Annotated in this window: 21 protein-coding genes; 11 read left to right on the top strand and 10 right to left on the bottom strand. The window is 38.8% G+C overall.

Features of this window, described 5'->3' with window-relative positions:
• Positions 1 to 2: 2 nt before the first annotated feature.
• The 3 genes from PZ638_RS12940 to PZ638_RS12950 form a co-directional block, all read right to left on the bottom strand.
• Positions 3 to 275: a hypothetical protein gene (locus tag PZ638_RS12940; protein ID WP_148699127.1), complete on the bottom strand. Its 273-nt coding sequence runs from the start codon at positions 273 to 275 to the stop codon at positions 3 to 5.
• A gap of 164 nt (positions 276 to 439) precedes the next feature.
• Positions 440 to 1,927: a DUF3999 family protein gene (locus PZ638_RS12945; protein ID WP_180312007.1), complete on the bottom strand. Its 1,488-nt coding sequence runs from the start codon at positions 1,925 to 1,927 to the stop codon at positions 440 to 442.
• Complete coding sequence (locus PZ638_RS12950; RefSeq protein WP_206277886.1) at positions 1,924 to 4,797, bottom strand: DUF2339 domain-containing protein; 2,874 nt, start codon at positions 4,795 to 4,797, stop codon at positions 1,924 to 1,926. The genes PZ638_RS12945 and PZ638_RS12950 overlap by 4 nt, the downstream gene beginning before the upstream one ends.
• Before the next feature lie 585 nt (positions 4,798 to 5,382).
• Between PZ638_RS12950 and PZ638_RS12955 the strand changes: the two genes are divergently transcribed.
• Positions 5,383 to 6,306, top strand: a complete 924-nt coding sequence (locus PZ638_RS12955; RefSeq protein ID WP_004263353.1) for an AEC family transporter — start codon at positions 5,383 to 5,385, stop codon at positions 6,304 to 6,306.
• Positions 6,307 to 6,468: 162 nt separating this feature from the next.
• Complete coding sequence (gene glpX, locus PZ638_RS12960) at positions 6,469 to 7,446, top strand: class II fructose-bisphosphatase (RefSeq protein WP_377145956.1); 978 nt, start codon at positions 6,469 to 6,471, stop codon at positions 7,444 to 7,446.
• A 75-nt stretch (positions 7,447 to 7,521) separates the two neighbouring features.
• Here glpX and dtpA read toward each other — a convergent pair whose 3' ends face one another.
• A complete protein-coding gene (gene dtpA / locus PZ638_RS12965) occupies positions 7,522 to 8,988 on the bottom strand; it encodes a dipeptide/tripeptide permease DtpA (protein ID WP_094961215.1) in 1,467 nt (488 codons plus the stop codon).
• 949 nt (positions 8,989 to 9,937) lie between these two features.
• Between dtpA and PZ638_RS12970 the strand changes: the two genes are divergently transcribed.
• Positions 9,938 to 10,966, top strand: coding sequence for a tetratricopeptide repeat protein (locus tag PZ638_RS12970; RefSeq protein ID WP_110591573.1), 1,029 nt, complete (start codon positions 9,938 to 9,940; stop codon positions 10,964 to 10,966).
• A 113-nt stretch (positions 10,967 to 11,079) separates the two neighbouring features.
• On the opposite strand, the gene dpiA is transcribed toward PZ638_RS12970, so the two are convergent.
• Both dpiA and dpiB read right to left on the bottom strand, forming a co-directional pair.
• Positions 11,080 to 11,760, bottom strand: a complete 681-nt coding sequence (gene dpiA, locus PZ638_RS12975) for a two-component response regulator DpiA (protein WP_004263346.1) — start codon at positions 11,758 to 11,760, stop codon at positions 11,080 to 11,082.
• Position 11,761: 1 nt separating this feature from the next.
• Entirely contained in the window at positions 11,762 to 13,390 is a 1,629-nt protein-coding gene (gene dpiB / locus PZ638_RS12980; RefSeq protein ID WP_094961213.1) for a sensor histidine kinase DpiB, read from the bottom strand.
• Positions 13,391 to 13,758: 368 nt separating this feature from the next.
• On the opposite strand from dpiB, the gene citC reads away from it, so the two are divergent.
• From citC to PZ638_RS13020, 8 genes are all read left to right on the top strand, one after another.
• Positions 13,759 to 14,835, top strand: coding sequence for a [citrate (pro-3S)-lyase] ligase (gene citC / locus PZ638_RS12985; RefSeq protein ID WP_164560979.1), 1,077 nt, complete (start codon positions 13,759 to 13,761; stop codon positions 14,833 to 14,835).
• Positions 14,832 to 15,128 (top strand): citrate lyase acyl carrier protein, encoded by a 297-nt coding sequence (citD, locus tag PZ638_RS12990; protein WP_004255457.1) that lies wholly within the window; start codon positions 14,832 to 14,834, stop codon positions 15,126 to 15,128. Before citC ends, citD begins: the two co-directional genes overlap by 4 nt.
• On the top strand, positions 15,128 to 16,024 hold the full coding sequence (gene citE / locus PZ638_RS12995; protein ID WP_144141495.1) for a citrate (pro-3S)-lyase subunit beta: 897 nt from the start codon (positions 15,128 to 15,130) through the stop codon (positions 16,022 to 16,024). The genes citD and citE overlap by 1 nt, the downstream gene beginning before the upstream one ends.
• Before the next feature lie 10 nt (positions 16,025 to 16,034).
• Entirely contained in the window at positions 16,035 to 17,561 is a 1,527-nt protein-coding gene (citF, locus tag PZ638_RS13000; RefSeq protein WP_112307467.1) for a citrate lyase subunit alpha, read from the top strand.
• A 2-nt stretch (positions 17,562 to 17,563) separates the two neighbouring features.
• A complete protein-coding gene (gene citX / locus PZ638_RS13005; protein WP_004255463.1) occupies positions 17,564 to 18,103 on the top strand; it encodes a citrate lyase holo-[acyl-carrier protein] synthase in 540 nt (179 codons plus the stop codon).
• The gene (gene citG, locus PZ638_RS13010; RefSeq protein ID WP_094961209.1) at positions 18,090 to 18,971 is read left to right on the top strand and encodes a triphosphoribosyl-dephospho-CoA synthase CitG; all 882 of its coding nucleotides are present in this window, start codon (positions 18,090 to 18,092) and stop codon (positions 18,969 to 18,971) included. The genes citX and citG overlap by 14 nt, the downstream gene beginning before the upstream one ends.
• Before the next feature lie 257 nt (positions 18,972 to 19,228).
• Complete coding sequence (locus PZ638_RS13015; protein ID WP_275612120.1) at positions 19,229 to 20,662, top strand: anion permease; 1,434 nt, start codon at positions 19,229 to 19,231, stop codon at positions 20,660 to 20,662.
• Positions 20,663 to 21,036: 374 nt separating this feature from the next.
• A complete protein-coding gene (locus tag PZ638_RS13020; protein ID WP_094961207.1) occupies positions 21,037 to 22,089 on the top strand; it encodes a 4-oxalomesaconate tautomerase in 1,053 nt (350 codons plus the stop codon).
• 46 nt (positions 22,090 to 22,135) lie between these two features.
• Here PZ638_RS13020 and PZ638_RS13025 read toward each other — a convergent pair whose 3' ends face one another.
• The 4 genes from PZ638_RS13025 to PZ638_RS13040 all read right to left on the bottom strand — a co-directional run bounded on the left by PZ638_RS13025 (position 22,136) and on the right by PZ638_RS13040 (position 26,596).
• A complete protein-coding gene (locus PZ638_RS13025) occupies positions 22,136 to 23,275 on the bottom strand; it encodes an AAA family ATPase (protein ID WP_094961206.1) in 1,140 nt (379 codons plus the stop codon).
• Positions 23,272 to 23,982, bottom strand: a complete 711-nt coding sequence (locus tag PZ638_RS13030) for an RNA ligase family protein (RefSeq protein ID WP_206277881.1) — start codon at positions 23,980 to 23,982, stop codon at positions 23,272 to 23,274. The genes PZ638_RS13025 and PZ638_RS13030 overlap by 4 nt, the downstream gene beginning before the upstream one ends.
• Before the next feature lie 226 nt (positions 23,983 to 24,208).
• Positions 24,209 to 25,063 carry a VanW family protein gene (locus tag PZ638_RS13035; RefSeq protein ID WP_226617194.1) on the bottom strand — a complete coding sequence of 285 codons (855 nt, stop codon included), beginning with the start codon at positions 25,061 to 25,063 and terminating at the stop codon, positions 24,209 to 24,211.
• Positions 25,064 to 25,279: 216 nt separating this feature from the next.
• Positions 25,280 to 26,596, bottom strand: a complete 1,317-nt coding sequence (locus PZ638_RS13040; RefSeq protein WP_036957833.1) for a CitMHS family transporter — start codon at positions 26,594 to 26,596, stop codon at positions 25,280 to 25,282.
• Positions 26,597 to 26,794: the final 198 nt, after the last annotated feature.

Genomic DNA, 26,794 nt, shown 5'->3' on the forward strand with positions numbered 1-26,794 from the left:
ACTTACTTTTCATGTATTCTGAATTGTCGGCCAGTAAAACGTTTATCGTTAACAATATTACGCAACTGAGAACTATCAAGTTCTTTCGCTTCCCTTTCAAACTCTATATCTGCTTCATTTTGGTCTGTATTTTGTAACACATACTCATACGCTACTTTATTGTGCGCTATAATTTCTGTTAATACTGTATTATTCGCAGCTTGGGCCGCTATTGAAAAGCCAGTCAAAATAACGATCATAATAAATATACGAGCTAGTAATGTTTTTTTCATCATTATCTCCTATTCCGTTATGACTGTTTTAGCGCAAATCCCTGTCAGAAAAAACAGGCTATAAGTAAGTGTTCTCATGATTAAGTAAAGAGACGTCAGAACTGTCAATGACGTAAATCGAAACCAAATAGGGTACTATTCCCTATTTGGTTAATACCAATATCTAGTTATAATTCTTCATGATTCGCCTTATCTGTAGAATTGACTTCTCTTAACAAATACCAGCAGAAATATATTAATACTAATATTCCAACAAATAACAATACCCATAAGGTAATCGTCAACCAGTTAAAACTACCGTCAACCACTTCCGTTATAGTTAGCCTATCTACACCACCCAACTCAATGATTGTATTATCAAGAAATAGCTGAGGATAATTTGTCATTAACTCATCAACGCTATCTGGTTTCCCTACAAGCTGGCTTGTGGTCAATTCATCAAAACTAGCTTGTTTATTCCCCCAAACAAGTAAATACGGAGCGGGACCTTGCAAATTAAAAATAAGGTTATAAGCATCTCGTTTTCCCGTTAGCCTTGGTGGCTGATCTTCCCAACTCCCTTTGAGGGCTGAAATTCTTACTTTCCCCACCATTTCACCATAGAGCGCTGTGCTCGGATTGCTAATTAAATCACCATCTATTGTTTGATTATATGCAACAATGTTAGTGAGTAATTTCCAGCTTTCACCTCTATCAGATGAATACTCTATTTTTAGTGGGATCACACGGTTTGATTGTTGCAATTGTATTTGTAATTCACTCAGTGGCTGTGCTCTTGGTAATTGATAGATTATATGATCTTTTGAAACACCATCATTCGTCATCTCAAAATGAAATAGTTCTTGACGATAAGTTGAATTAAGCACGCTAGAGGTCGTATTGACCTTTAATAAGTCAGGTATAACAATATCTGGACCACTTACTATTACAGCCATAAGATAAGGTGCATTCAATGCCTTTGAGTTGCCATTTAATAACTCAATATTATTGCTTGCAATAGTTTCTGAATTTAACTTCAAATTCATAATCGGCTGATTTGTTGCTATATTTAGCCAATTTTCTTTGTCGTCACTGGCAAAAACAAATACCTTTGCCTGCCATTCTTTCTCGCTTTTAGCCCAGTCTAATACTAGGTTTTTAATTGGCGTATCTTTAGTTTGACTTTGATTTTTCGTTAATAAATAAGCCTGATAAGCCACGTTGTCTTTAACTTGCATACTAGGCAACTCAATTCTATTCACTTTGCCAGGGATAGATTCTACTAATAGATGTTGCTTTTCTCTACGCACATCATCATGGGAGTTAACGCTATCAACCTGAGTGACCAAACGCTGTGGTGTAAAAATGATCTTTTCATTTGAAACGGATTTTTCCGTATCCGAAAATAATACTGAAGGTATTTCATTACCAGTACCATTAAAGACTCGAACATCTTGCAACGTTTTGGGGTACGCTGAGTTCATATACGCATTTACGGGAAGCTCTAACCAGTAAAAAGGAGCCGATGAATCAAGAACATTTATTTCTGAGCCTTGATAAAAACTATAAGGAGTAACCTCTTCTACTGCCTCTGCATTCAAATGACTTGAAAACAATAATGACAATGAGAAGACTGTAATGAGCCTTACTAGTCCTGTATTTTTAATTAAACTCATGGTTGTATCTCCTTTTCAACTTTCCCTTTTGTATCTTTTGGTGGTAATGGCGAAAAATACCCAACAATTAAAATTAATAATGCAACACCAATAAAAGAAATTGCACGAGAAATACCACCTTGCCCGTATATATCAATTAAGAATAACTTGGCAATAACACAAGCAAAAATACCAGCCCCCATAAACCACCAAATTCGATTTTTCTTAATAGAGGCAATAATAATACAGACTAAGGCAGCCAGTGCCCAACTGATAGAAAGTACAGTTTGCACTAAGCGTGAATCATAAAGTGTGTCATAGTTCCAATTTAGCTCAGCAAAATCTGCTATTGCACGAATTAAAATACCGTTAAACCAATAAGCAGAAAGTGCAATTGTGACTACTAACAAACTACGTAAAACCCAAAAGTTAACCGCTGTTACTTTACGTATTTTTTGAGAAAGCCCTTTACGTATTAAAACTAACGTAGCGATACTAAATAACCCAGCTTCATCTAATGGATTGATTAGCGGTATATAATTCCAAAATGTCAATTTACCATCTTCTAAATTAGCATAGCCGGACAATATAATTAGCCCGATAGCAACAGGAGTCATCGAATACCAATAAATCAGTCCATTACGTTTCATCGGCGGCATTCTATTTTGTTGTAGCCAATAGAGAACAATAATAGTTAGCGTTATGGCCATGACATAAATAAAATATCCCATTTCGTGCATGCCCCAAGGTAAAATGGAGACGAACCAATTCACTTGAGTGGCAATAAACGCAAGAATTAGCCATAAATTGGCGCTATGGAGTATTCTTTGCATCCAACGATCACGAAGCTTATATGCATGAATAACAAATAAAATAGAACTACCTAAAACAACTGGCCATATGAGAGAACCTTCACCACGCCCCATTGGGTTTTGGTCGTTTAAGAAATCTAAACCAAGATAATAATAACCTGCAATCCATAGAATAGACTGGCAAAGTAGCAAAGGTACCCAATTAATATAGATAGCATATAAATGCCAGAACCAAACTGAAATAACAACCAAGACTAGAATAATAAAGCCTTCAGACTCACGGCTCCATGATAAAATATCAGTAAATAACGGTAACCAGCACAACCAAGTCACCAAACCAATAATTAAGAAACCATAACTAAATAAAGTAAAGTTACTGTCTTCTTTACGACGAATATGGAAAAGCCCACCAGCCATAAAGCAGGCTATTAATAGCACAGGAACCATATAAGTACTACTACGACTCCAATATAAATAAGGATAATCACTTAACAAAGTGATTGCGCTAATAACAATTAATAACGAGCCGATAGCCACCATTTTTTTCTGGTTTTGCTGTAAACCGAACCAAAGGATTAACAACCCTTCTAATGACCAAATAATCGAGGTCCACTCAAATGTTAGCGCTAATGGAATAGCTAAAGTGATAAACCCAGCACCGATAATAATATTTGCTAATGCCATATTCTTGCCAGCGGATTTATAGCGTTTATGCACTTGTAAACCAGTAATCAGATATAACAAACCTACTATCAGTGAAATAAAGGCTGGCAGTAAACCTTCCCCTTCTGAAATAAAGAATTGAAGTGCAATACTGATAAAAGGAGGGACAAATAGAAGTGTATTATCAACAACCAATTGCTTACTGTGTTCAAAGCGTAGTGAGAATAGCTGTGTTAAGGCATTAAATACCACTAAATTAGCGATAATAAAAAGTTGGCAAGATAAATAATAGTCTGACTGGTAATTATCTAACCCCCATAAAATGGCAACACCATAAGTCATCACCATACCAACTAAATTTAAAGGTCGCCAAGCTTGCCACACACTAATAACTAAGATACCAATCGATAACATCAAATAATAAGAAAATAAAACAACATGGCTTCCACCGCCAGTCGAAAGCAATATAGGTGCTAAATACCCACCTATCGATGCAAGAACAGCTAAACTAATTGTGCGTTGCAATAATGCCAAAGCAATACTTGCCGCGCAAATAAGTAACATAAAGGCAAATGCCATCCCATAAGGCATCATCGTATACAGTTTAAAGGCAGCAAAAATAGTGATATACAAGCAACCAATTGCCCCCCCTTGTAAAATCAACCCAAATAATGCCTTTTTATTCCGTAGCCACCAGCCAGTACCTAATAAAGCTAAGCACCCTACTGCGCTGAAGATTAAACGCATTTGAGGTGAAATAATTTCATTTTGCACACTGTAATTCAGCAAATATGCGACACCTAGGAATAACAGTAGGATACCAATTTTAGCTACCGGGTTTCCTTTCATTAACCAACTAAAGAAATGATTGAATATTGATTTATCGTCACTGGCAGTATTTTGCTTTGTCTCAGGTTTATTTTGATTAAACCGATTTGCGTCTACTCGCTGTGCTTGCGTGTTATCAAACCTATTCGGATTGATACTTTCATTACTTAAAGGATGATTAAGGGAATTTTCATGGGTAGTTTGTTCCCTCATGAGAGGCGAGTTTTCTGTATCCGATAAATCATGCTCTTTTTCAACTGGCAGACAAGTCACATGGCTCATTGAGGAAATTTCTTGCTGTTTGTCTTGTTTAGCATCAACACCCGAAAGAGATTCGCTCCCCTCTTGCTCTATGTGCGTATTTTGTATTTCATCTAAACCTGATTGGGAAGACGTCACACTATCGACAGATATACTTGGCGTGTATTTAGCGTTTAAAAGCTGGGCTTCTAATGAAGAAACCTTCTGATTTAACAGCGAAATTTGGTACTGCATCCGACCTGTTCGATTGATGGCAATGATAGCAAGTATCGGAGCTAGCACTAGCAGGAAAACGAATACAAGTCCTATTAGTATCCAAGTGTCCACAAATAGGTTTCCTCATAAAAAAATTCACAATTTAGAATCTGGAAAATAAAGGCTGTGATTACTGCTAGTGTAGATAGCATTGATCCCCTTGCCAACCAAATGTAATAAACTGTTACAAAATAATTCATTACATCCTGCTTTAGGTATACTCCTGGTAAAAGAAACAATACCTTTCTTTGATGATTTATTAATACTCTCATTAGTCATTTTAGTAACTAAGAAAACCCTTAATCATCGTTTAATGACTATTTCGCTCATAAAAAAACAAACAATTGATTAAGCGCCTATATTTTTTTGATATTCTGTTTTTGATACTCATAATAGTACTAATAAAATTTTATTAGTACTATTATTTTTATTATGTTATGTATACAACACCTTTAACATCAATATATTAATTGAATAATTACTATCCTTAAATGATTATAGTTATTTAAAATTACATTAATTAGTTTCTTTATTAAACATTGCTAAAAACATATGTTCTTTAATTTAAATAAAAGTAACCACAAGGGAAAATATTAACTGTCATTTTACTGATTTTTATAAAGCAAAACCTACCGAAAAATATCAGGAGAGTTTTTAATGCTAATTCACATTATACTTGCCGCTTTAGGGCCCATAGTTCTTGGATTAGCCGTTGGTTGGCTATCGGGTAAATATGGGTTTATCAAACGAGAGTATTCCCAAGCCTTTGCTGACTTTGTGGTTAAAATAGCATTACCGTTTGCATTATTTCTTGCAGCCGCACAAGCACCGCCTTCAGTATTACTCAATATTGACTATTTATTAGCGCTAGCCGTAGGACTAATTGCAACGTATGTGATTGGTTTTATTTTTGGTAAGTTTATTTTTCGCCACACTAAAAAAGATGCGGCTATGCAAGCATTATCGGTGTCTTTTCCTGATATGGCCTACTGTGGGCCACCTGTATTACTTGCAACTGTCGGGTCATCAGGCTTGATAGCTATGGTATTAGGTAACCTGATTTATACCGTTATTATTATCCCATTTACTCTATTAATGATCAGCGGATCACAGCAAGGTAACAGTATCTTAAAATCAGTTGGTAAAGCCATTGCTCAACCCTTAGTTTTTCTCCCTATTCTAGGCGCAATACTAGCTATTTTAGGTGTTAAATTACCTGAAATATTACAAAACTCGGTAAACGAATTGGGCAAAACCGCGGGCGGAGTCGCTCTATTCTTCCTTGGTCTGCTCCTTTCAGGGATAAAACTTACAATTAGTAAGGAAATTATATTTAACGTCTTTATTAAAAATTTTGTTCAAGCCGCGCTCATTTTAGGCACTGGACTCGCCTTAGGTTTACAAGATGATTTACTTAAAGCCGCGTTTATCATTGGTGTACTACCCACGGCGACCGCAGTTCCCGCATTGGCAATTAGCAACCAAGCCTATACTGAAACCTCAGCAGGAACCGTGTTATTAAGTACATTAGCTGCCTTAATTTCGATTATCGGTGGTATCACTATCGTCGAAATGCTTTAATTATCAAATAAATAGTCGCCTATATTTAGGCGACTATTTCATTATGGCGCCAAATTCTCTGATGATTTAATCACCCATTATTTGCCAGACAGATCACAAAAAACGTATCATAGTGATAGGTACTTTTCTTTTATACATCTGGGATATGAACAAAAAATGAAAATTAGTGATGAGTTAGCTTCTGCTATCGCTTCCGTTACCGAGGTTGCAGCAGTGGCTGCCTTCGATTGGGTGGGAAAACAAGATAAAAACGCCGCAGATAAAGCCGCTGTAGAAGCGATGAGAAATCGGCTAAATGAAATTGATTTTCACGGTAAAATTGTCATTGGTGAAGGTGAAATCGACGACGCTCCCATGTTATATATTGGTGAACAAGTTGGCAAAAAGTCAGGTTCGATTGGCTTAGATATTGCGGTAGATCCTATCGATGGAACACGTATGGTAGCGTGTAATGAAAAAAATGCCATTGCCGTACTTGCCGCGGCTCCAACAGGAACACTACTTCAAGCACCTGATATGTATATGGAAAAACTTGTTGTTGGGGCTGCCGCTAAAGGGGCCGTTCATCTGGCAAATCCCCTAGAAAAAAATTTAGAATTCCTTTCTTCTGCACTTAATAAGCCCATTTCAAATCTTTCAATCGCAGTACTTGATAAACCTCGCCATCAACATATTATTAAAACTATCCGTAGTTTTGGTGCTAATGTGATTACCATCCCTGATGGTGATGTCCTCGCCTCATTACTTACTATCCTTCCTGAACATCCCATTGATATGATGTATGGAACTGGCGGCGCTCCTGAAGGCATTATCAGTGCAGCTATCGCTCGTGCTTTAGGCGGTGATATGCAAGCAAGACTAATTTCGCGAGATAAAGCCAAAGGAGATAGCGAAGAAAATAAACAACTCGCGGCACAAGAAATATTGCGCTGTCAACAAATGGGGTTAGAAATTGGTGAAGTGCTATCTTTAGACCAGATGGTGAGTACTTCTGATGTCATATTTGCCGCCACAGCTATCACACCAACCATCTTGATGGATGGTGTATCAATAGATGCGTACAGCCGTATTTCAAATACCATTTTGGTCAATGGTAGTGACCGCTCGCTAAAACTGATTAATAATCGCTATTTTAATTAATACGTCTATTACCGTATGTCACATATATCAAAAGGGCTTTTTAGCCCTTTTGATTACTGCGATTTAAGATGAAAATTAACGCTCAAGAGTCATACGATTTAACATCGGAGCGGTTAAAACCATCAAAATTGCAATCACACCAGTCACTAAACCAATCTTCAAGAATACGTCACTGTACACAGCCAAAGATTCGACTTTGCTGGTAAGTTCACCTTCTGGTGCTGCTGCCATTGAAGCAACGTACCCTGCAATAAATGCGGCCGCTGAGTTTGTTAAGAACCATGCGCCCATAATAAAGCCCATTAAACGCTGTGGAACTAACTGAGCTACCATCGCAAGACCAAGGCCTGAGATCATCAGCTCACCAATACTTTGGAAACCGTAACAAATAACCAGCCATTCAACAGAAACAATCCCCGCTTCATTTGCAAATTTTGCACCTAATGGCAAAACTAAGAATGCAGCAGAACATAACAACATACCAATCGCGAATTTATGTGGCATTGGTAAGTTATCGCCCATTTTATTATAAATCGCGGCTAAAATTGGGCTTCCAATCATGATCCATAATGGATTCAGAGCTTGGTATTGTGCGGGTTCAATAGAAAAACCAAAAACTTCATGTTCTACGTTATGTAATGCAAAAAAGTTTAATGATGTCGGCATTTGACTATAAAGAACGAAGAATACTATCGCTTCAAGCATTAAAATTAATGCAACAATCATTCGACGGCGAGCCGTACCTTTCAGTGCTAATGTTTCTTTGATAAAGATAACTAGAATACCCAAAGAAATAATCGCTAATGCTGTACGAGCAATACCGAGGTTATGCAATAGCCATGTAGAAATCGCGATTAATGCAATAACCCCTGCTACTGTAGCAACTAATCTTGAAAGAACAACAGGAGCAAAGTCAGGTTTTGAGCCATGTTGAGAAACCCATTTTTTACACATATAGAAGTTAATCAATGTGATAATCAGGCCCACAACACTAAGAGAGAACGCGACATCCCAACCATAATGTTTTGCTAACCATGGCGTTGCAATCATTGAGAAGAATGAACCAATATTAACGGACATATAATACATGGTAAATGCGCCGTCTAACCGTGGGTCATCTTTTTCATAGCAGGTCGATAAGAGTGATGATGGATTCGCTTTAAATAAACCATTACCAACTGCAATGGTTGCTAAACCAACATAGACCATCGATACATCATGCCCTGAGAAAGCAACAAATGCATACCCTGCAATCAGAGTGATTGTTCCAAGGACAATGACACGTTTTGTTCCAAGGACTTTATCCCCTAACCAACCGCCAACTGCAACAAAGCCATAAACTAATGCTGCAAACGCTGAGAAAAGTGTAATTGATTCTGTTTCTGACATACCCAGCACTTGGCTTAGGTATATTGGAAGGATCCCTTGAAGACCGTAGTAACCAAAACGTTCCCAGAGCTCGATAGAAAAAATAAGATAGAATGAGCGAGGTTGCTTAAACGCGTTAAGACTAACTTCCTCTTTGTTATTTGTTGTGGACACAAGTTACCTCTAGTACAACCTGTACATATGCAAAAAAACCACGGAACGCTCTATGCGCTCTCGCATTGTTATGATCTCAAGAATTCAAAGTTGAAAAGATTCACTTTTGGTAGGAGGAGTATCATTCCCTGACCTCAAAACAAACAAAACTGTGTGTAGACTTGTTTATGGATCTCAAACATAAATTCAATGAGTTAAAGCATATTTGATTATTTATTCAACATTAACTGGCAGATAACCCGCCAAGAACCCAATAATCAATTAAGCCATATACGTTATTTATGCACCAAAATTAAAGAATTAGCTAGTATTAATTACTACATCAATTAAATTTAATCGTGATTTACTTCAATTTTTTACAAAACTACCAAATTATCATCGATTACTAATTAATCATTTGTTCGTTAAATGTTAAGAATATTGTACTGCATTGAAACTATAATGCCGCTATTTATCACACTATGATTTATTGCTGTATATGTTATGGAAAGCTAAAAATATCCATTTCAAGGTAACTCTATTTTTACTTTTATTGGTAGGAAAGACGTTAGAAGATGTCGCTGAAGAAGCATTCAAACTGGAATTTTGGATAAAAAAAAGCCCAGTAACAAACTGGGCATAATGCATTCTACTCAAGGATCTTTTGCTAAATTCAAACTATCACTACGTAGGTGCATTATTACATTACTTCGTGTAAAGAAATGAATGATGAGGGTAAATATATGAATGTTTACGCAAGCAAACAGTATATAGATACTAATAAGACTGGCTAAGAAGGAAAAAAGTTCATCTTTTTTTAAAATTTTTATCTGTTCTTTGCCCAATGTGCTAATAGCAATAATTAACCATTTGATTTATTAGAATTAATATAAAATATCTTTCATATCATTGCAGGAACTTATCTAACAAGATAACGTAGCCATTAAGAGCTTAGTCCAAAGGATGTCATGTGAAAAAAATATTTTTATTGTGTTTTGTCTTTATTAACGTATTTTTCCTCCCTGCTTTTGCAGAAGAAACAACGCCACTAATAAATGAAAAAACACTAATTGCACTTGCGGAACAAGGCCAAGCCGAAGCTCAATTTAACTTAGGAATGTTTTATCAGTCTCATCAACAGTTTGACCAAGCTTTACACTGGTACCTTCTTTCTGCCAATCAAGGCTTTACAAAAGCACAAATTAACCTTGGCCTGATGTACCAGCAAGGAACTGGGGTAGAGCTAGATGAAAAACAAATGCTGCATTGGATGAAAATAGCAGCCGAAAGTGGTGACCCTATTGGCCAGATGAATATGGCCGAATATACCTTATATGGCATCAATGATTTATTAGAGAAAAACCCAGAAGAAGCTGAACGGTGGCTAAAAAAAGCGGCTGAACAGCATTTTCAACCTGCGATGCTCACCCTCGCCTATTGGTATGAAGAGGGAAAAGCTATCACAAAAGACCCGCAAAAAGCCCAAAAAATATATCTTGCTCTTGCGGAAGAAAACCATCCACAAGCGCTGTATTTATTAGGCTACCAAGCAGCAGTAGGTATGTATGACAAGGTAAACTACCCTCTCGCGTTTCAATATTTTACCCGTGCCGCAGAATTGGGCTTTTCCCCCGCTCAAAACAGCTTAGGTATGTTGTACTTAACTGGACAAGGTACCAAAAAAGATATCCAATCAGCTATAAAGTGGCTAACCCTAGCTGCTGAACAAGGTGAAGCTTCAGCTCAATTTAATGTCGCGCTTATCTATGCGCGCGGCGATGGTATCAAAGCCGACCAAGCAAAAGCCTGTCACTGGTTTATCAAAGCCGCTCAGCAAAATAGTGCCGATGCGCAATATGCAGCAGGAGCTTGCTACCAATATGGTATGGGTGTTGAGGCCGATGATAAAAAAGCCCTACGCTGGTATCAACTCGCAGCCGCTAAAGGCCATGAGCGGGCTGAAAAGAAAGTGTTAATTTTAAAAAACCAGCAGCAATAAACTCTATTTTTCCAACTTACTGTTGTACCACTGATATAAGTAAGATACAGAAAATCTGCATTGTTTATAACCAATGCAGAGCTTCTATCGATATATACTATTAATTCAAACACTCACAACTTGGCGCGGTAAATCCGTTGCGGTCGGCCAACTTTGCCATACTCAATTTCAGCTTCAATTTTATCTTTCGCTAAACAATACTCCAAATAACGTCTTGCTGTAGTACGACTAAGTTTGATGGTTTCAGCAATACTTTCTGCCGTATATTGCACATCAGGTTCAGTAAACAACGCGAGTATTTTTTCAAGTGTAATGATATCAATACCTGTTGGAAGTTCTTCCTTTGATTCCCCTCTAGCATAAGTATTAAACATATCGTCAATTTTACTTTGATTGGTTTTGCTATTTTCCTGTACAACAGATTTACGTTGAATATACCTATCCAATGTTTGGCCTAAACGTTCATAAGCAATTGGCTTCACTAAATAGTCAAAAACACCTAAACGAATAGCTTCAGAGACTGTGTCCATATCACTTGCGGCCGTCGTAAATACAATGTCTGCATTATTTCTTTCTTGTATTAACTCATGAACTAGGTCAATACCTTTTCCATCAGGTAAATAGTTGTCTAACAAGATAAGATCTGGCTTCATGTATTCAATCATTTTTCTCGCTTCCGCAAGATTACCTGCAAGCCAAACTTTGTCACATGCAGGATAGGCTTTTATATATTCGCTGTGCATTTCGGCAAGCAGCAACTCATCTTCCACTATGAGGATTTTTATCTTGATCATTTTATATCTTCACTTTCGGAATAAAAATTGAAAATACTGTACCATGCGGTTGATTTTCTTCAATAATCACTGCACCATTACAGCGTTTAACATAAGATGCAACGAGATATAACCCGATACCATGACTATCTGCTATATCTGTTTTCGTTGTGACACCACGCTCAAACCATTTGTCTTGAATTTCTGACGGGAAACCACATCCCTGATCAGCGACTTCAATGACAATCTCCTTTCCTTCATCTGAAAGGTATAACTCAACTTGCTTATTACCCTGATTATTTTTCAAACTTGCTTCAAATGCATTATCGAGTAGATTACCCAAAATGGCACAAAATTCAGTACTATTTAATGAATCAGGTAATTCATGTAACTGACTACCCGCAGTAAATTTTAATTGTAAGCCTAGTTCTTTGGCTCGGTGGTGTTTACCAAATAATAAACCAGCAACTTGCTTATCAAAAAACTGCCCACGGAGTGTATCAATTAATTGTTGCTGAGATTCTGACTCCCCTTTAATTAGCGCCAACGCTTGGTCATATTCTTTCATTTGCAATAAACCGCTTAATGTTGACATCCAATTAAGGTGCTCGTGCCGTAACGTACGTAAACTTTCTATATATTGGCGAACTTGAGTCAACTGAGAGTTTAGCGATTCAATATCATTTTGGCTACGAAAGCTAATGACCGCCCCCACAAGATGTTCCCCATCACGAATTGCCACCCGGTTTGCAATCACGTTTAGGCCATTGAATTCGCAAATCACATCATGCTTAGTCGTTTCAATATCGGTAATAAAAAAGTCGGCTGGCGAGATATGCTCCGACACAAAAGTCCCTGTTAACTGCCCCAGCGGCTTGCTTAGAGATAACATTTTCCGGGCATTAGAGTTAATATTAATAATCTGCCCTTGTATATTCACTGCGATAACACCTTCAAAAACGGCTTCAAATATCCCTTTTTGTACTAAGACTAATTGGGTTATTTCCTCAGGCTCCATACCCAACATTTGTTTTTGAATTAAACGTGAAAATGCCCATGATAAGAAGAGCAATATAATCAGTATCCCTAAAAAAGTGGCTCCTGTTTGTACGAATAACTCACTGAGTGATGTTTCTATTTTGTTGGATAGATAGCCAATAGAAACAACACCGATCACTTTACCTTGCTCATCAAAAATGGGTGTTTTTGCTCTAACAGCATTCCCCATTGAACCTTCGCCATTGATAAAATAGCTTTCCCCTTTCTCTAAGGCTCCTGGTTTGTTCCACTGCATTTGAAAACCAATTTTTTGACTATTCGGGTGATACAAACGAATCGAATTTTCATCACCAATAACAACATAATCGTAGTTAGAATCTTGGTTTAGTTTGTCAGCGATAACCTTCAACCCAGGAATATCTCTATACTTTACGGATTGAACAACACCATCAATAGAAGCAATCAGCTTTGCTTGGCTCATTGCTAACGATTGAATGTTCGCAATCAATCGATTTTCAGCTGTGTCCGTAAAATATTTACCCAGCCCGAGAGTTAAAAAAACAGAAACTATTAATAACAGAAAAAATACTCGTACTGAAAATGAAACTGAATTTACTTTTTTCAATGAGGAGAACGTATATTCTTTTTTCATGTTATATCTCGTTACTGGCTGAAAAGTAAAAATTTTGTTAACTCAAAAATGGTAGGATAACCGATAAATCGGATTCAAGCCAAAGATATAATACACATATTAATAATTAAACACATTAAAACCAAGCAATAAAAAACATATTCAATAATTAAAAACTTTAAAACCATTAAACAAATACAATCTCATTTGAGAAACATGAAATAGGTCAAATATATTAAATACAGTATCTTTAATATAAATATCAGAGAGGGTAATTAAATAAAAATTTATATTTGTTTTTATAAAAACAACCTAAGAGAATTTATTTAATTAACTTTAACATTAGCAACATTTTAAAAACATCTCTAAATGAGATGCAGGATACTATTATGTTCGAAAACATAACGTTTAACCAAGTAAAACGTCATGAGAACAGGAAACTTGCTGAAATAACTCAGTTTTTAAAGGAAAACGATTTAGAACTTGATTCAAGTATTGACGTTTTTATTACGATTTCTCGCAATGAAAAATTAATTGCGTGTGGAGGATTAGCAAAAAATGTTATTAAATGCGTTGCTATTAGCGATGATGCTCGAGGTGAAGGCCTTGCATTAAAATTAGCAACAGAACTGGTTAATCTTGCTTACGAAAATAATACAACTCATTTATTTATTTATACCAAATTTCAAAATGAAAGCTTATTCCAACAATGTGGTTTTCATACCATTGCCACAGTTCCTGATATTATGGTATTGATGGAAAATAGTTGCTGTTATCTAAAACGTTATATCGAAAGTTTAAAAGCACAACGTAAGGAAGGAAAAAAAATTGGCTCAATCGTTATGAATGCCAACCCCTTCACTCTTGGGCATCGTTATTTAATAGAGCAAGCTGCGAAGGCCTGTGATTGGCTACATCTATTTGTTGTCAAAGAAGATACATCACGTTTTCCTTATAAAGTTAGATTAAATTTAATTGAAGCAGGAACCAAAGGAATAGAAAATCTTACTATTCATAAAGGTTCGGAATATATTATTTCTCGAGCGACTTTTCCTTGTTACTTTATTAAAGATAAAACAGTTGCTAATAACTGTTATACCGAAATCGATATTAAGATTTTTCGTCAATATATTGCCCCTGCTTTAGGGATAACCCATCGATTCGTAGGCTCGGAACCTTTTTGCCAAGTCACCAACCAATATAACCAAGACATGCGCTTTTGGTTAAAAACCGATGCTATGAATTTTCCACCTATAGAACTCATTGAATTTCCGCGAACAATCATCAATGGAACGGCTGTTTCTGCCTCACAAGTTAGACGATTGCTCGCTAAAAAAGATCTTGCGGCGATTAAGCCGATTGTGCCTGAGGCAACCTATCAATATTTACAAGAGATGGTCGCCAATCAAGTCGCATCTGCTCAAAGCCACACCGAAAGTTCTGAATTAGCCATAGGTGAAATATGAAGATAAAGCACGCAGCAGTAGCTGGCACACTTGAATCAAGTGATGTCATGGTTCGCATAGAGCCACTAGAAGACACTCAAGAGGTCTCAATACAAATTACCAGTAGTGTTGAAAAACAGTTTGGGGATGCTATCGCAAAAATCGTACAAGAAGTTATCCAGCAACATGATATTCAAGGGGCACAAATCATTGTAGATGATAAAGGTGCACTAGAATGCGTACTCAAAGCCCGCTTAGAAGCCTTATTGGCTCGCGCTTGTGATATCGACTATCTGCCTTGGGAGGATAAGTAATGACTCCAGAACAAAAATCACGCACACGCAGAAGTATGCTGTTTGTTCCCGGCTCCAATGCAGCTATGTTGAGCAATTCCTTTATTTATAAAGCGGATGCTTTAATGTTCGACCTTGAGGACTCCGTCACTTTGCGCGAAAAAGATACGGCTCGTCGCTTGGTTTACCATGCATTGCAGCACCCGCTTTATCAAGATATTGAAACCATTGTACGGGTCAATGCATTAGATTCCGCTTTTGGTGTTGCTGACCTTGAAGCCGTTGTTCGCGGTGGTGCGGATATCGTCCGCCTTCCTAAAACGGATACGGCACAAGATGTTATTGATATTGAAAGTGAAATCTTGCGTATAGAAAAAAGCTGTGGCCGCGAAGAAGGCAGCACAGGTTTGCTAGCCGCTATTGAATCACCAATGGGCATCACTCAAGCTGTGAATATTGCTCATTCATCACCAAGACTTATAGGCATCGCATTAGGTGCCGAGGACTATGTCCGCAATTTGCGCACCGAGCGGTCTCCAGACGGCGTAGAACTCCTCTATGCTCGGTGCGCCATTTTACAAGCCGCTCGATCAGCAGGTATTCAAGCGTTTGATACCGTTTATTCTGATGCTAATAATGAAGAAGGTTTCCTACGCGAAGCCGCTCACATTAAACAGCTCGGCTTTGATGGCAAATCATTAATTAACCCAAGACAAATTGAGTTACTTCATAATTTATATGCACCAACTCAAAAAGAAGTCGACCATGCGCAGCATGTTGTTGAAGCCGCTGATGCCGCAGCCCTTGAAGGTAAAGGCGTAGTTTCATTGAACGGAAAAATGGTCGATGGCCCAGTTATTGACAGAGCTCGCCTCGTATTATCACGAGCAGCATTATCAGGAATTCGGGAAGAGTGAGGCAATAAAAATGACAAATAATACTCAGCGCCAGGCTCGCGTATCAGCCTACTTACAACCAAATACTGACGATGTACTACGTGAATTTAAAGATATTGGTAAAGTACAACAGCAGGTACAAAAGCCGAGAAATCGCAAATTGTGTGATGACTTGCAAGTCGCTATTCGCCGTTCTGGTCTTAAAGACGGTATGACCATTTCTTTCCATCACGCCTTTCGTGGTGGAGACCTTACGGTCAATATGGTGATGCAAGTCATTGCAGAGATGGGCTTTCGCAACTTAACACTTGCATCCAGTTCATTAAGTGCTTGCCATTCGCCACTTGTTGAACATATTCGTCATGGGGTTATTCGTAAAATTTATACCTCTGGTATCCGAGGCCCGCTCGCTGAAGCCATTTCACGTGGTGAGTTAGAAGAACCCGTACAAATCCATTCGCATGGTGGAAGAGCCAATCTAATTCATAGCGGTGAGCTAGTTATTGATGTGGCATTTATTGGCGTGCCATCATGTGATGAATACGGTAATGCAAACGGATATACCGGAACGGCCTGCTGTGGCTCTTTAGGTTATGCCAAAATTGACGCTGAAACTGCGAAAAAAGTGGTGATGTTAACGGAAGAGATACGCGATTACCCCCATAACCCATCCAGTATTAAACAAGATGAAGTCGATTATATCGTCAAAGTTAAACGCGTGGGTGATGCGGATAAAATCGGGGCAGATGCAACTCGTATGACATCGAACCCTCGTGAACTTCTGATTGCGCGTACCGCAGCGGATGTTATCGAAAAATCCGGTTATTTCAAAGATGGTTTCTCATTACAAACCGGTACTGGTGGCGCCTCTTTGGCCGTTACTCGCTTCCTTGAAGATAAAATGAGACGCCATAACATTCAAGCTGGTTTCGCACTTGGCGGTATTACCTCAACTATCGTTGATTTACATGAAAAAGGGTTAATTCGCAAATTATTAGATGTTCAAAGCTTTGATAAAGCGGCAGCTGAATCACTTGCTCGCAACCCGAATCATATTGAAATCAGTGCTAACCAATATGCCTGTTTTGATTCGAAAGGTGCTTCCGTTGATATGCTTGATGTCGTCGTACTCAGTGCGTTAGAAATCGATACACGCTTTAATGTCAATGTGTTAACAGGGTCTGACGGTGTTATTCGTGGTGCATCTGGAGGTCATAGTGATACTGCTGTAGCCTCAAAACTGTCAATTATTGTTGCTCCGCTTGTCCGAGGACGTATTCCAACGTTAGTGGATGAAGTTCTCACTTGTGTTACACCAGGTTCCAGTGTCGATATTCTTGTCACTGACCATGGTATTACGGTTAACCCTGCACGCCCTGAATTAAAACAGCAACTTGAAAGCCAAGGTATTAAAACCGTTTCAATGAGCTGGTTAAGAGAGCGAGCACAATTATTAACCGGTACTCCTAACCCAATTGAATTTACAGATAAAGCTGTTGCGGTTGTCCGTTATCGTGATGGTTCAATCATTGATGTTGTTCATCAAGTGAAGGAGTAAATATGTTTTACCCACTGCCTGATACTCAAGAGCAATTTGAAATTTCTTTACCTGAACTGTTGGATAGCCGTGATGCCCGTCAGGCTCGCCAACAAGCATGGATTGGTCTCCATCAGGTAACCTTGATTTCATTTACTGTCGTTTTTCCTGGAGCTGTCAAAGACAATTCTCTTGTTAGACATGTGTTTAATCAGGGCTTAAATGCGCTTGAACAAATTGCTTCATGCGGGCAGTGGGTGTTTTTATCACAACAATCTTGGGCATTCAAAACGGGGCCGGAATGCTTGGTCGCCGTTGATGGTGATGCTATCGAGATAAAAAAAGCGTTAATTCACCTAGAAGGATCGTCTGCTGTTGGTCGGTTATGGGATTTTGATGTGTTTGATGCGAATGGACAGCAATATTCGCGATCTCAATTAAATTTGCCACCAAGACGATGCTTAATTTGTGAAAATGAAGCAAAAATTTGTGCTCGTCAACGGACACATTCATTGGTTGAGATACTTGATCGTATCGAGGAGTTAGCAAATGCAACCTATTAAACAACTCAGCCATATCAATGAAAAATTAACTCGCTATTACAGCCAATTAGCATGGCAAGCGATGTTGGCCGAAGTGAATTTAACCCCTAAGCCCGGGTTAGTTGATAAACACAATACCGGTGCCCATAAAGATATGGCATTGACTGACTTTCATTTAAGTGCCAATGCCATCGCGACACATTTTCCACGATTTTTACAGGCAGGCGCTCAATATAAAAATTGCCCTATAGCGCAACTATTACCTTACATTCGCCCTATTGGAATGGATTGCGAAAGGTCGATGTTCCGTGCAACAAAAGGCGTTAATACCCATAAAGGCAGTATTTTTTCCTTAGGTTTAGTCTTAACCGCAATAGGTCGTTTGATTGCACAACAACAATGTGTCTCACCGGAAAATGTCAGCTTATTGGTTGCTAGTATGTGTAAGGGAATTACCAATGAACTTAAACAAAAAACCGAAAAACCCACCGCAGGCCAGCGTTTATACCAGAGCCATGGGCTAACGGGTGCAAGAGGTGAAGCCGAAGGCGGTTACTCGTTAGTAATCAAACATTCACTTCCTTATTATTTACAGCAACTTGCTAAAGGCAAACTAGCCGATATTGCCCTACTTGATACCTTGATTCTATTAATGAGCCTGAATGACGATACGAATATTGTCAACCGTGGGGGTGTCAACGGCTTAGCATGGGTAAAACAACGGGCGGAACAGTTATTAATTGCTGGTATCAATACCCGTGATGACTTAGTTAAAGTTAAACATTTTGATAATGAATGTATTCAGCTAAATGTGAGCCCAGGGGGAAGTGCAGACTTATTAATTCTAACTTGGTTCTTTGCGCGATTACCCAATCATTCTTTTATTTAACATTAAGTGATTTTTTAATTCTAATAAAATAGGAATAATTTAAAAAATAAAAAAATTTAACCAAATAAAAACCAATTAACTATTTAACTAAATTATATACCTTAGGGTGAATTACTAATGAAGAATTAAAATCATTTTATTCACTCAAGATACAGCCATATTTAAAATATCGTCATTTTAACAAATTCCTAATATTAAAGTTCATTCAATTTAATATTAAATAAATTTAATATTGATTTAATCAAGGAAATTGGCTTATGCAAAAAGAAAAAATATGGAAGCTATTCGTGTTAATAGCCATTCCAATTATTATTGCTTTAATACCAACACCAGCGGCCCTACCACATATTGCGTGGTTGCTATTCGGTCTTTATCTTGCCGCCATTGTTGGGCTGGTACTTAAACCATATTCAGAGCCTGTTATTTTATTAGCCACGATTGCTGCAAGTGCGGTAATTATTGGGGTAACGGGTACTAAAGATGTCAAAGCAAGCGAAGTTTTAAGCGGATATGCATCCGGTACGACATGGCTTGTATTTGCTGCATTTACTCTGAGTGCTGCCTTTGTTATTACTGGTTTAGGTAAACGTCTTTCTTATATTTTGATTGGTAAATTAGGCGGTACAACATTAGGGCTCGGTTATGTAACCGCAATCCTTGATTTAATTATCGCTCCTGCGACGCCATCGAATACAGCACGTGCTGGGGGAATTGTTTTCCCAATTATCAATAGTGTGGCCGTTGCTTTAGGGTCTGATCCAGAAAAAAGCCCACGTAAAGCAGGTCACTACCTCCTCGTCAACGTGTATATGGTGACCAAAACCACCAGCTATATGTTCTTGACAGCAATGGCGCCGAATGCACTCGCCCTTGCCATGATGAGTGACATTATGGGCATCCATTTAAGTTGGGGCGGATGGGCACTTGCCGCCTCTGTACCGGGTTTAATCATGCTGATTTTGACGCCGTTAATGATCTACAAACTGTATCCGCCTGAGTTGAAAAAGGTGAATAACAAAGAGATCGCAGCTAAAGGCCTTGAAGATTTAGGCCCAATGACTATGCGTGAAAAATTGCTGGGGATTGTCTTTGTTATCGCGCTGTGCGGCTGGATTTTCTCTGACCTTATCGGTGTTAGCGCGTCTAGCGTCGCGATTGCGGTCATGGCATTAACCCTGATCCTCGGTGTTGTAACTTGGGATGACGTACTGAAGAATAAAGGCGGCTGGAATACCCTGATTTGGTACGGTGGTATTATCAGTATGTCAGGCGTACTCACAAAAGCAGGCTTCTTCAAGTGGCTCGCAGATACCATGAGCCAATACCTTTCTTTCGGTGACCAAGCGATGCTGGCGTTCTTTGTCATCATGTTCATCAGTGTTGCCATTCGCTACTTATTCGCCTCTGGTGGTGCCTACGTTGCAGCCATGGTGCCGGTATTTGCCACTGTAGGTATGGTTGCAGGGGCTCCTCCGATGTTGCTCGCTCTGGGCTTACTGTTCTCGAATGCTTATGGCGGAAGCGTAACGCACTATGGTGGTGCAGCAGCACCTATCGTATTCGGTGCAGGTTATAACGATATCCGTTCTTGGTGGATCATCGGCGGGTTAGTTGCCTTCATTAGTTTATTCGTTCACATGACTATCGGTTTAGGTTGGTGGGAAATTTTAATTAGTACTGGATTAATTTAATTCTTCGTTAATAAACCGACACGACGGGCACAATCATGATTGTGCCCTATTTAACAACAAAATTATTAATTTCTCGCTGTTCCAGAGTTATTTGCAGTCTTGGCGCTATAACGTGAACTTTATTGGAGCAACCTTAATTCAGACTTAAGTTTACCCTAATAATATGAGTTAAGTTTACCGTAATAATACTTGACGGGTTTAACCTAATCGAATTCATAGGGTTACCTAATAATATTAAGTCAGTTTACCCTAAATAGTTCGCGTTGTAGCAAGGCGGCAAAACGAAGGTATCCCAAGGAGCATACATCAGTATGTGACTTGGGGGGCTGAGTGCAGCCAACACAGCTACAGCGTGAAATATGACGGGTAAACAGATGAAAAAAATTCCTTGTACACTAATGCGTGGCGGCACCTCGAAAGGTGTATTCCTTTTAGCGGACTCTCTCCCTAAAGACACTCAACAACGGGATGAACTGATCCTTGCTATTATGGGTTCTGGTCATGCTTTGCAAATTGATGGTATTGGTGGGGGTAGCCCACAAACCAGCAAAGTCGCTATTATTAGCTCTTCAACTCATCCTGATGCTGATATTGATTATTTATTCGCTCAGGTTTCTATTACTGAACGTATTGTTGATACCGCACCAAATTGCGGAAATATTCTTTGTGCCGTGGGTTCCTTTGCGATTGAAAAGGGGTTAGTTCCTATTACTGGTAAAACAACCACTGTCAGGATCCGTAATGTCAATACGAACACTTTCGTCAACTCTACGGTGCAAACGCCTGATGGCCATGTGGATTATGATGGTGATACCGAAATTGCTAGTGTACCCGGCCATGCCGCGGCTGTTGCCCTGACATTTTTAAATGCGTGTGGAACAAAAACAGGAAAATTGCTTCCTACTGGTCATGCTATTGATACCATTGAAGGCATTGATGTCAGTTGTATTGATATGGCAATGCCTGTGGTATTAATTGATGCTCCTCAGCTCAATAAAACTGGTTATGAAACTGCGGAGCAACTTGAATCCGATACCGAATTTATGCAAAAGCTGGAAACTATTCGTATAAAAGCCGGGGCAGTGATGGGGCTTGGTGATGTGAGCAAAAAAGTTATTCCTAAACCCATATTGATTTCACCCGCCATTCACGGTGGAACCATTAATGTCCGCTATTTTATGCCGCATAAATGCCATGGCGCTCTTGCCGTGACTGGTGCTATTGCCATTGCCACAAGTACTATTGTTCCTAATAGTATTACCCAGCAATATGTTCACTCTGTTGATATGAAAAACATTGCTATTGAGCATTTAAGTGGCAAATTTGACGTGTCGTTAAACCAACAAGGCAACTCACCGGAAGAGCTTCAAGCTTCAATTATTCGAACTGCAAGAAAACTCTTTGAAGGCGATGTCTACGTTCCTTAAAACTAATATCTTGGCCTGCCTCTTATCTAGAGGCAGGTGATTAATTTTATTTTTCTGCAAATAACGGTTCAAAATTGCCATCAATATAATAGGAAACTTGATGTGCCTCATCTGGCGTTGGCAACTCCAACTTCCCTGCCATTTTTTCCATAACTTGCTCCGGCACTGCATACTTACGTTGTTGATTTTGTTGCCGCCACTGTTTAAATGGCACTTCCAAGTAAACTAAATGGATTTTGGCTTGATAACGTTCAAATAAGCTGATCATGGTTCCCCGTAAAGAGGCACTTAATGATGTTGCATTCCAAATAAAATGTGTTTTAGTGCGTAACAATCGTTTTGCTTGCTCTTTAGCTTGCTGAGCTACCCACCCTTGTGCATTTTTATCTGCTGGGTTGATTTTATGTTCTCGGCGAATATCATCTAAACACACGACTGCCGTTTGTGGGTAAAACTGTTTGCTAAAATGGTCTTTTCCCATCCCCGGCAAACCACATAGCATAATCACTTCGCTCCCTATCTCTTCAAAAGGTTGGTAATCCGTAGTGCCTTTTTGATGATGAAAATAATGGAAGCGCCCAGCTGGTGAAGCGAATGATTTAGGTTTGTCCCAACAGCCCTGCTCACGACAAAATAATTCAAATAGCTCGATTCTAACTAATAATTCCGCTTTATCTTCACATGTACGCCCTATCGCATCAGCTTTCGCTAACATGCACAATAAAGGCATTTCAACGCGCAATGATGCCGCAAATAATGTACGTTCAGGATCTGGCTTTTCCATTAACCAAAGCGGTAGACCATGAAATCGAACTAAAGCCGCAATCTGTTCACGAATAGCAAAAGGTGTTTCTATTTGTCGAAATAATATATTTCGTACAGATAATTCACCTTTTTTAGCATGTCCAGGCGAATGAATCCGCCCCTCTTCATCTTCTTTTGTCGTACTGCGTTTTTCAACATCATGTAGCAACGCTGCCGCCCAAACGATTTGTTGTTTAAGTTCTGGAAGCTGTTGATATTCAGGTAAATCTTCCAAAGCCGCTAACACCATTTGAGTGTGAATGGCCACATTACCTTCCGCATGGTGCAAACGGTCTTGCAGCACATATTGCATATCACGCACAAAATCGAACTGTTTTTCAAGCTGCGCCCAATCACGACATTGGGTTAATTGCCAACTCATGGTTGTTCTCCTTGTAATTCAAAGGCCAGCTTGGCTCTCTGCCAATGCCGTTTCCAGTGGATATCTGTTTTGACATGGTTTTTACGCACATATTTAAAAACATGCGCCATAAAATCATCCACATGAAACCCTTGGCTATCACGGCTCACAATCCCTTCCATGCTACAGGCTTTCCCTGTATGTGTATCACGCGCAATAAATTGACTATCTAATGATGCCGCAGTAATTAATGAACTTGCATACTCTTGCTTATCCATCTGTTTACTGAGTGATAAATCTAATTGTGGGACAGTTGGAAAATCAAATAAAGCCGCATAAAATTGCACCTCTTCCCAACTAAGCCAATACTCCCCTTGCCTAACAGCAAACACATAGAAATAATCTTCAATATGTTGATATTCAATGGAATGTATTGCATAAAGGTTTTCGCCGAAGAGTTCGATATCCTCTAAATCATCTTTAATCAGCTGCCAACGTTGGCGAATTTGCTGGCTCCATGCCGATTGGGTTGGGGCACCATGAGAGCGTGCAAAAACTCCATGGCGGTTTAAGCAATTATTTTCACCATCCAGTTTTTCTGTGTGAACCAGTTTGTTTATATTTTGGATGTGCGACCACCAATCGCTATTGATGCGATCATCACTAGTCGTACCAGGGGAGAACGGATAGTGATACGTTCTACCATACTTTCTTGATTGCATATTCATCATGCTTTCTCTAAAGAAATAGAAATAACCACAAATCTTTTGTTAGATTTGCGTCTTTAATTGTTGAGAAATCAAGAGTAGGTATTACATATCTATTCCGAGTAATGGCCTCATTTTTGCTTGGCTAATAGTTAAAATTAGCGAAATTGAAGGAAAACAGTTGAATTTTAGTCTAATTGTCAAGAAAAAGGCTATCAATTTATTCCTAATCTCATTACTAACGCAACTATTCAACTGTTATACAATTTTCATCTAGGGAATATTTCACTACCACTTTATTACGATACAAACAATTATCCTGCAGAGTGATAGGTTCTTGTCCTTTGGTTGTCACTTTTTGCCAAATTTCATTATGACGGTATATAACTTCATTCTCTCGGGTAAATTTATGGTTTTTCTCATAAATATGGTATTTGTGTTCACGAGAAGTGCAGCTCAATAACTCCCCTTCGAGTTGATGTTCTGCAATATTAAATACCAACTGAAAAGCACTTTGTGTCGGATTATAAAAAACCAAATCGATATAATTATAAAAAATTGCCGCCCCAGAACCAAAAGGCAATACCCGCCCTTCATCTGGAAATGGGTCAAAACTATGATTAGCACGCTCAACCACTTGTAATGGAGAATGCAATACCATCCAATGAATTAAATTACTCAGTTGACAAATTCCCCCGCCAATCCCTGAACGAGCCTCACCAAACGAAAGTTCCATACCTTCAAGAAAACCTCTGCGCGCAGTTGGTTTTCCAACGAGCCGACAAAATGAGAAGTATTCCCCTGGGTAGATGATGACTCCATTCATCGCTTCTGCAGCAATACGTAAGTTTGTCACTTTGTTGTATTGTAAACGTAGGTCTGACTCACCTAATTTACGGATCAGCTTAGATGTGTGCTTGTTGTAGCGATACTCAAGACGTTCATTGGATTTTAATTTCGCATAATATTTGGCGGAAAATGCCCAATGCAATCGTCGAGCTAAACGTTTTTGGGTGACACGCAGCCAATAGAGAATAGGATGATAAGAAGAAAGCGGCCTACGCATAACAAACCTTATTGATATCATTAACCAATAAATCATGTCATAGCCCTTCGCTTTACGACATAGTAACTATCTGATAAACCCAATAATTGATAAAAGAAAATAATCCAGCTCGCAAAATAAAAACCATTTGTTCTAAATATTTTATGTCACAGCTAGGCTATAAAAAGAAAATCCCTAGGCGCATACGCAAGTATGTGACTAGGGTTTACTTTTGAAGCCAACAACGCTGTGGCGTTAAAGCCAATGAGCAAATTAATACAAGCCGATTAACGCCCCAGTCGCTAATAAAAAGAAACTAAACAACCAAATCCAACCAAACGAATAACGTAAGTGGCGGCCCATATCAATTCCAGCCAACCCCATAGCTAGCCACGCCGCTGGAGAAAAAGGACTCACGAAGGTCCCCGCGTTGTTACCTATCGCCATGGCGTAAACAACGGAAGATGGGTCAACACCAACTGTGGCGGCAATTTGTTGAATTATTGGTAGTAAGGCAAAATAGTAAGCATCGGTACTGGTAAAAATATCCATCGGCACACCTAAAATACCGACAAAAATATGGACTTTAGAAACCCATTCGGTAGGTAAGATAGCCGTTAAGTCTGTTGCGATTGACTCAAGCATGCCACCTTCCGATAAAATACCCAAAAATGCTCCCGCCGCTAATATAATAGCAACCATTCCCAACGCTTGTGGTGCATGGGCGGCCAAAATTTTCATTTGGTCTCTAGGATTAGGGAAATTCACCATCAAGGCAATGGAAAGTGCAATCATAAAAACATAAGGTGCAGATAATAAACCAAATGCTAAACACACAACGGAGGCAACAATTAACCCACCATTGATGAGTGGTTTTTTAGGTTTTTGAACCGTTTCTGTTATATCTGCAGTGTCGTCACTGACAGGTAACAAAGAATCCATTTCATATGGCGTAGTTCCTTTCAAACTGGCCGCTGCAATACGTCGTTTCTCACGTAACCCCATCAGAATAGCAAATACCACTGCGCCACCCATACCAATTAGTTGTACTGGGATCAAATGTTGCCAAAGGGTCGAAGCATCAATTCCGGTTACAGCTGAAGCTCGGCCTAATGGCCCGCCCCAAGGTACCATATTCATGACACCCATACTGGCGCACATCAGTAGCAACATTAAATAGGGGCTCATACCAAGTTGACGGTATAAAGGTAACAATGCAGGAATAATAATTAAGAATGTCGCAGCGCCTGACCCATCGAGATGGACAATACCCGCAATTAACGTTGTCATAATACAAACAACAATAATATTCCCACGAGTCATTTTAACCATTAAACGGATCAACGGGTCAAAAATATGCAGATCTTTCATTAAGCTAAAGAATAAAATCGCAAATAAAAACATAGCTGCGACTTTTGAGACTTTATTAATGCCGCTTTCAAAGAATACTGAAATTTCAGCAACAGAATAACCGGCAAATAAAGCACCAATAAAGGGGATACAAGACATTGCGATAATTGGGCTAACTTTTCCCATCATCAATAATGTTACTATCGATATAATGATTAAAATACCAATAATTGTCAGCACATCAATTTCCTTCTTAGAATTATATTTTTCAGGTGAACACAAAGCTTAGGATTAGCTAGTATCAGCTTAATAAGCTTGTTTCTTATATAAACCATTTAATATAACCGCAAGGAATATTTTATATTTTTGCCTCACAAACAATGCATTAACGCTTATTTAAATTATCATTTAAAATAAAAAAATAGTTTTATTCACTAT

Source organism: Providencia hangzhouensis, from assembly GCF_029193595.2.
Classification (GTDB): domain Bacteria; phylum Pseudomonadota; class Gammaproteobacteria; order Enterobacterales; family Enterobacteriaceae; genus Providencia; species Providencia hangzhouensis.

Bases quoted from the DNA above. Each gene is read 5' to 3' on its own strand.
- PZ638_RS12940 (WP_148699127.1), bottom strand. From the start codon at position 275: ATGATGAAAAAAACATTACTAGCTCGTATATTTATTATGATCGTTATT.
- PZ638_RS12945 (WP_180312007.1), bottom strand. From the start codon at position 1,927: ATGAGTTTAATTAAAAATACAGGACTAGTAAGGCTCATTACAGTCTTC.
- PZ638_RS12955 (WP_004263353.1), top strand. From the start codon at position 5,383: ATGCTAATTCACATTATACTTGCCGCTTTAGGGCCCATAGTTCTTGGA.
- dpiA (WP_004263346.1), bottom strand. From the start codon at position 11,760: ATGATCAAGATAAAAATCCTCATAGTGGAAGATGAGTTGCTGCTTGCC.
- dpiB (WP_094961213.1), bottom strand. From the start codon at position 13,390: ATGAAAAAAGAATATACGTTCTCCTCATTGAAAAAAGTAAATTCAGTT.
- citC (WP_164560979.1), top strand. From the start codon at position 13,759: ATGTTCGAAAACATAACGTTTAACCAAGTAAAACGTCATGAGAACAGG.
- citD (WP_004255457.1), top strand. From the start codon at position 14,832: ATGAAGATAAAGCACGCAGCAGTAGCTGGCACACTTGAATCAAGTGAT.
- citE (WP_144141495.1), top strand. From the start codon at position 15,128: ATGACTCCAGAACAAAAATCACGCACACGCAGAAGTATGCTGTTTGTT.
- citF (WP_112307467.1), top strand. From the start codon at position 16,035: ATGACAAATAATACTCAGCGCCAGGCTCGCGTATCAGCCTACTTACAA.
- citX (WP_004255463.1), top strand. From the start codon at position 17,564: ATGTTTTACCCACTGCCTGATACTCAAGAGCAATTTGAAATTTCTTTA.
- citG (WP_094961209.1), top strand. From the start codon at position 18,090: ATGCAACCTATTAAACAACTCAGCCATATCAATGAAAAATTAACTCGC.
- PZ638_RS13015 (WP_275612120.1), top strand. From the start codon at position 19,229: ATGCAAAAAGAAAAAATATGGAAGCTATTCGTGTTAATAGCCATTCCA.
- PZ638_RS13020 (WP_094961207.1), top strand. From the start codon at position 21,037: ATGAAAAAAATTCCTTGTACACTAATGCGTGGCGGCACCTCGAAAGGT.
- PZ638_RS13025 (WP_094961206.1), bottom strand. From the start codon at position 23,275: ATGAGTTGGCAATTAACCCAATGTCGTGATTGGGCGCAGCTTGAAAAA.
- PZ638_RS13030 (WP_206277881.1), bottom strand. From the start codon at position 23,982: ATGAATATGCAATCAAGAAAGTATGGTAGAACGTATCACTATCCGTTC.
- PZ638_RS13035 (WP_226617194.1), bottom strand. From the start codon at position 25,063: ATGATTTATTGGTTAATGATATCAATAAGGTTTGTTATGCGTAGGCCG.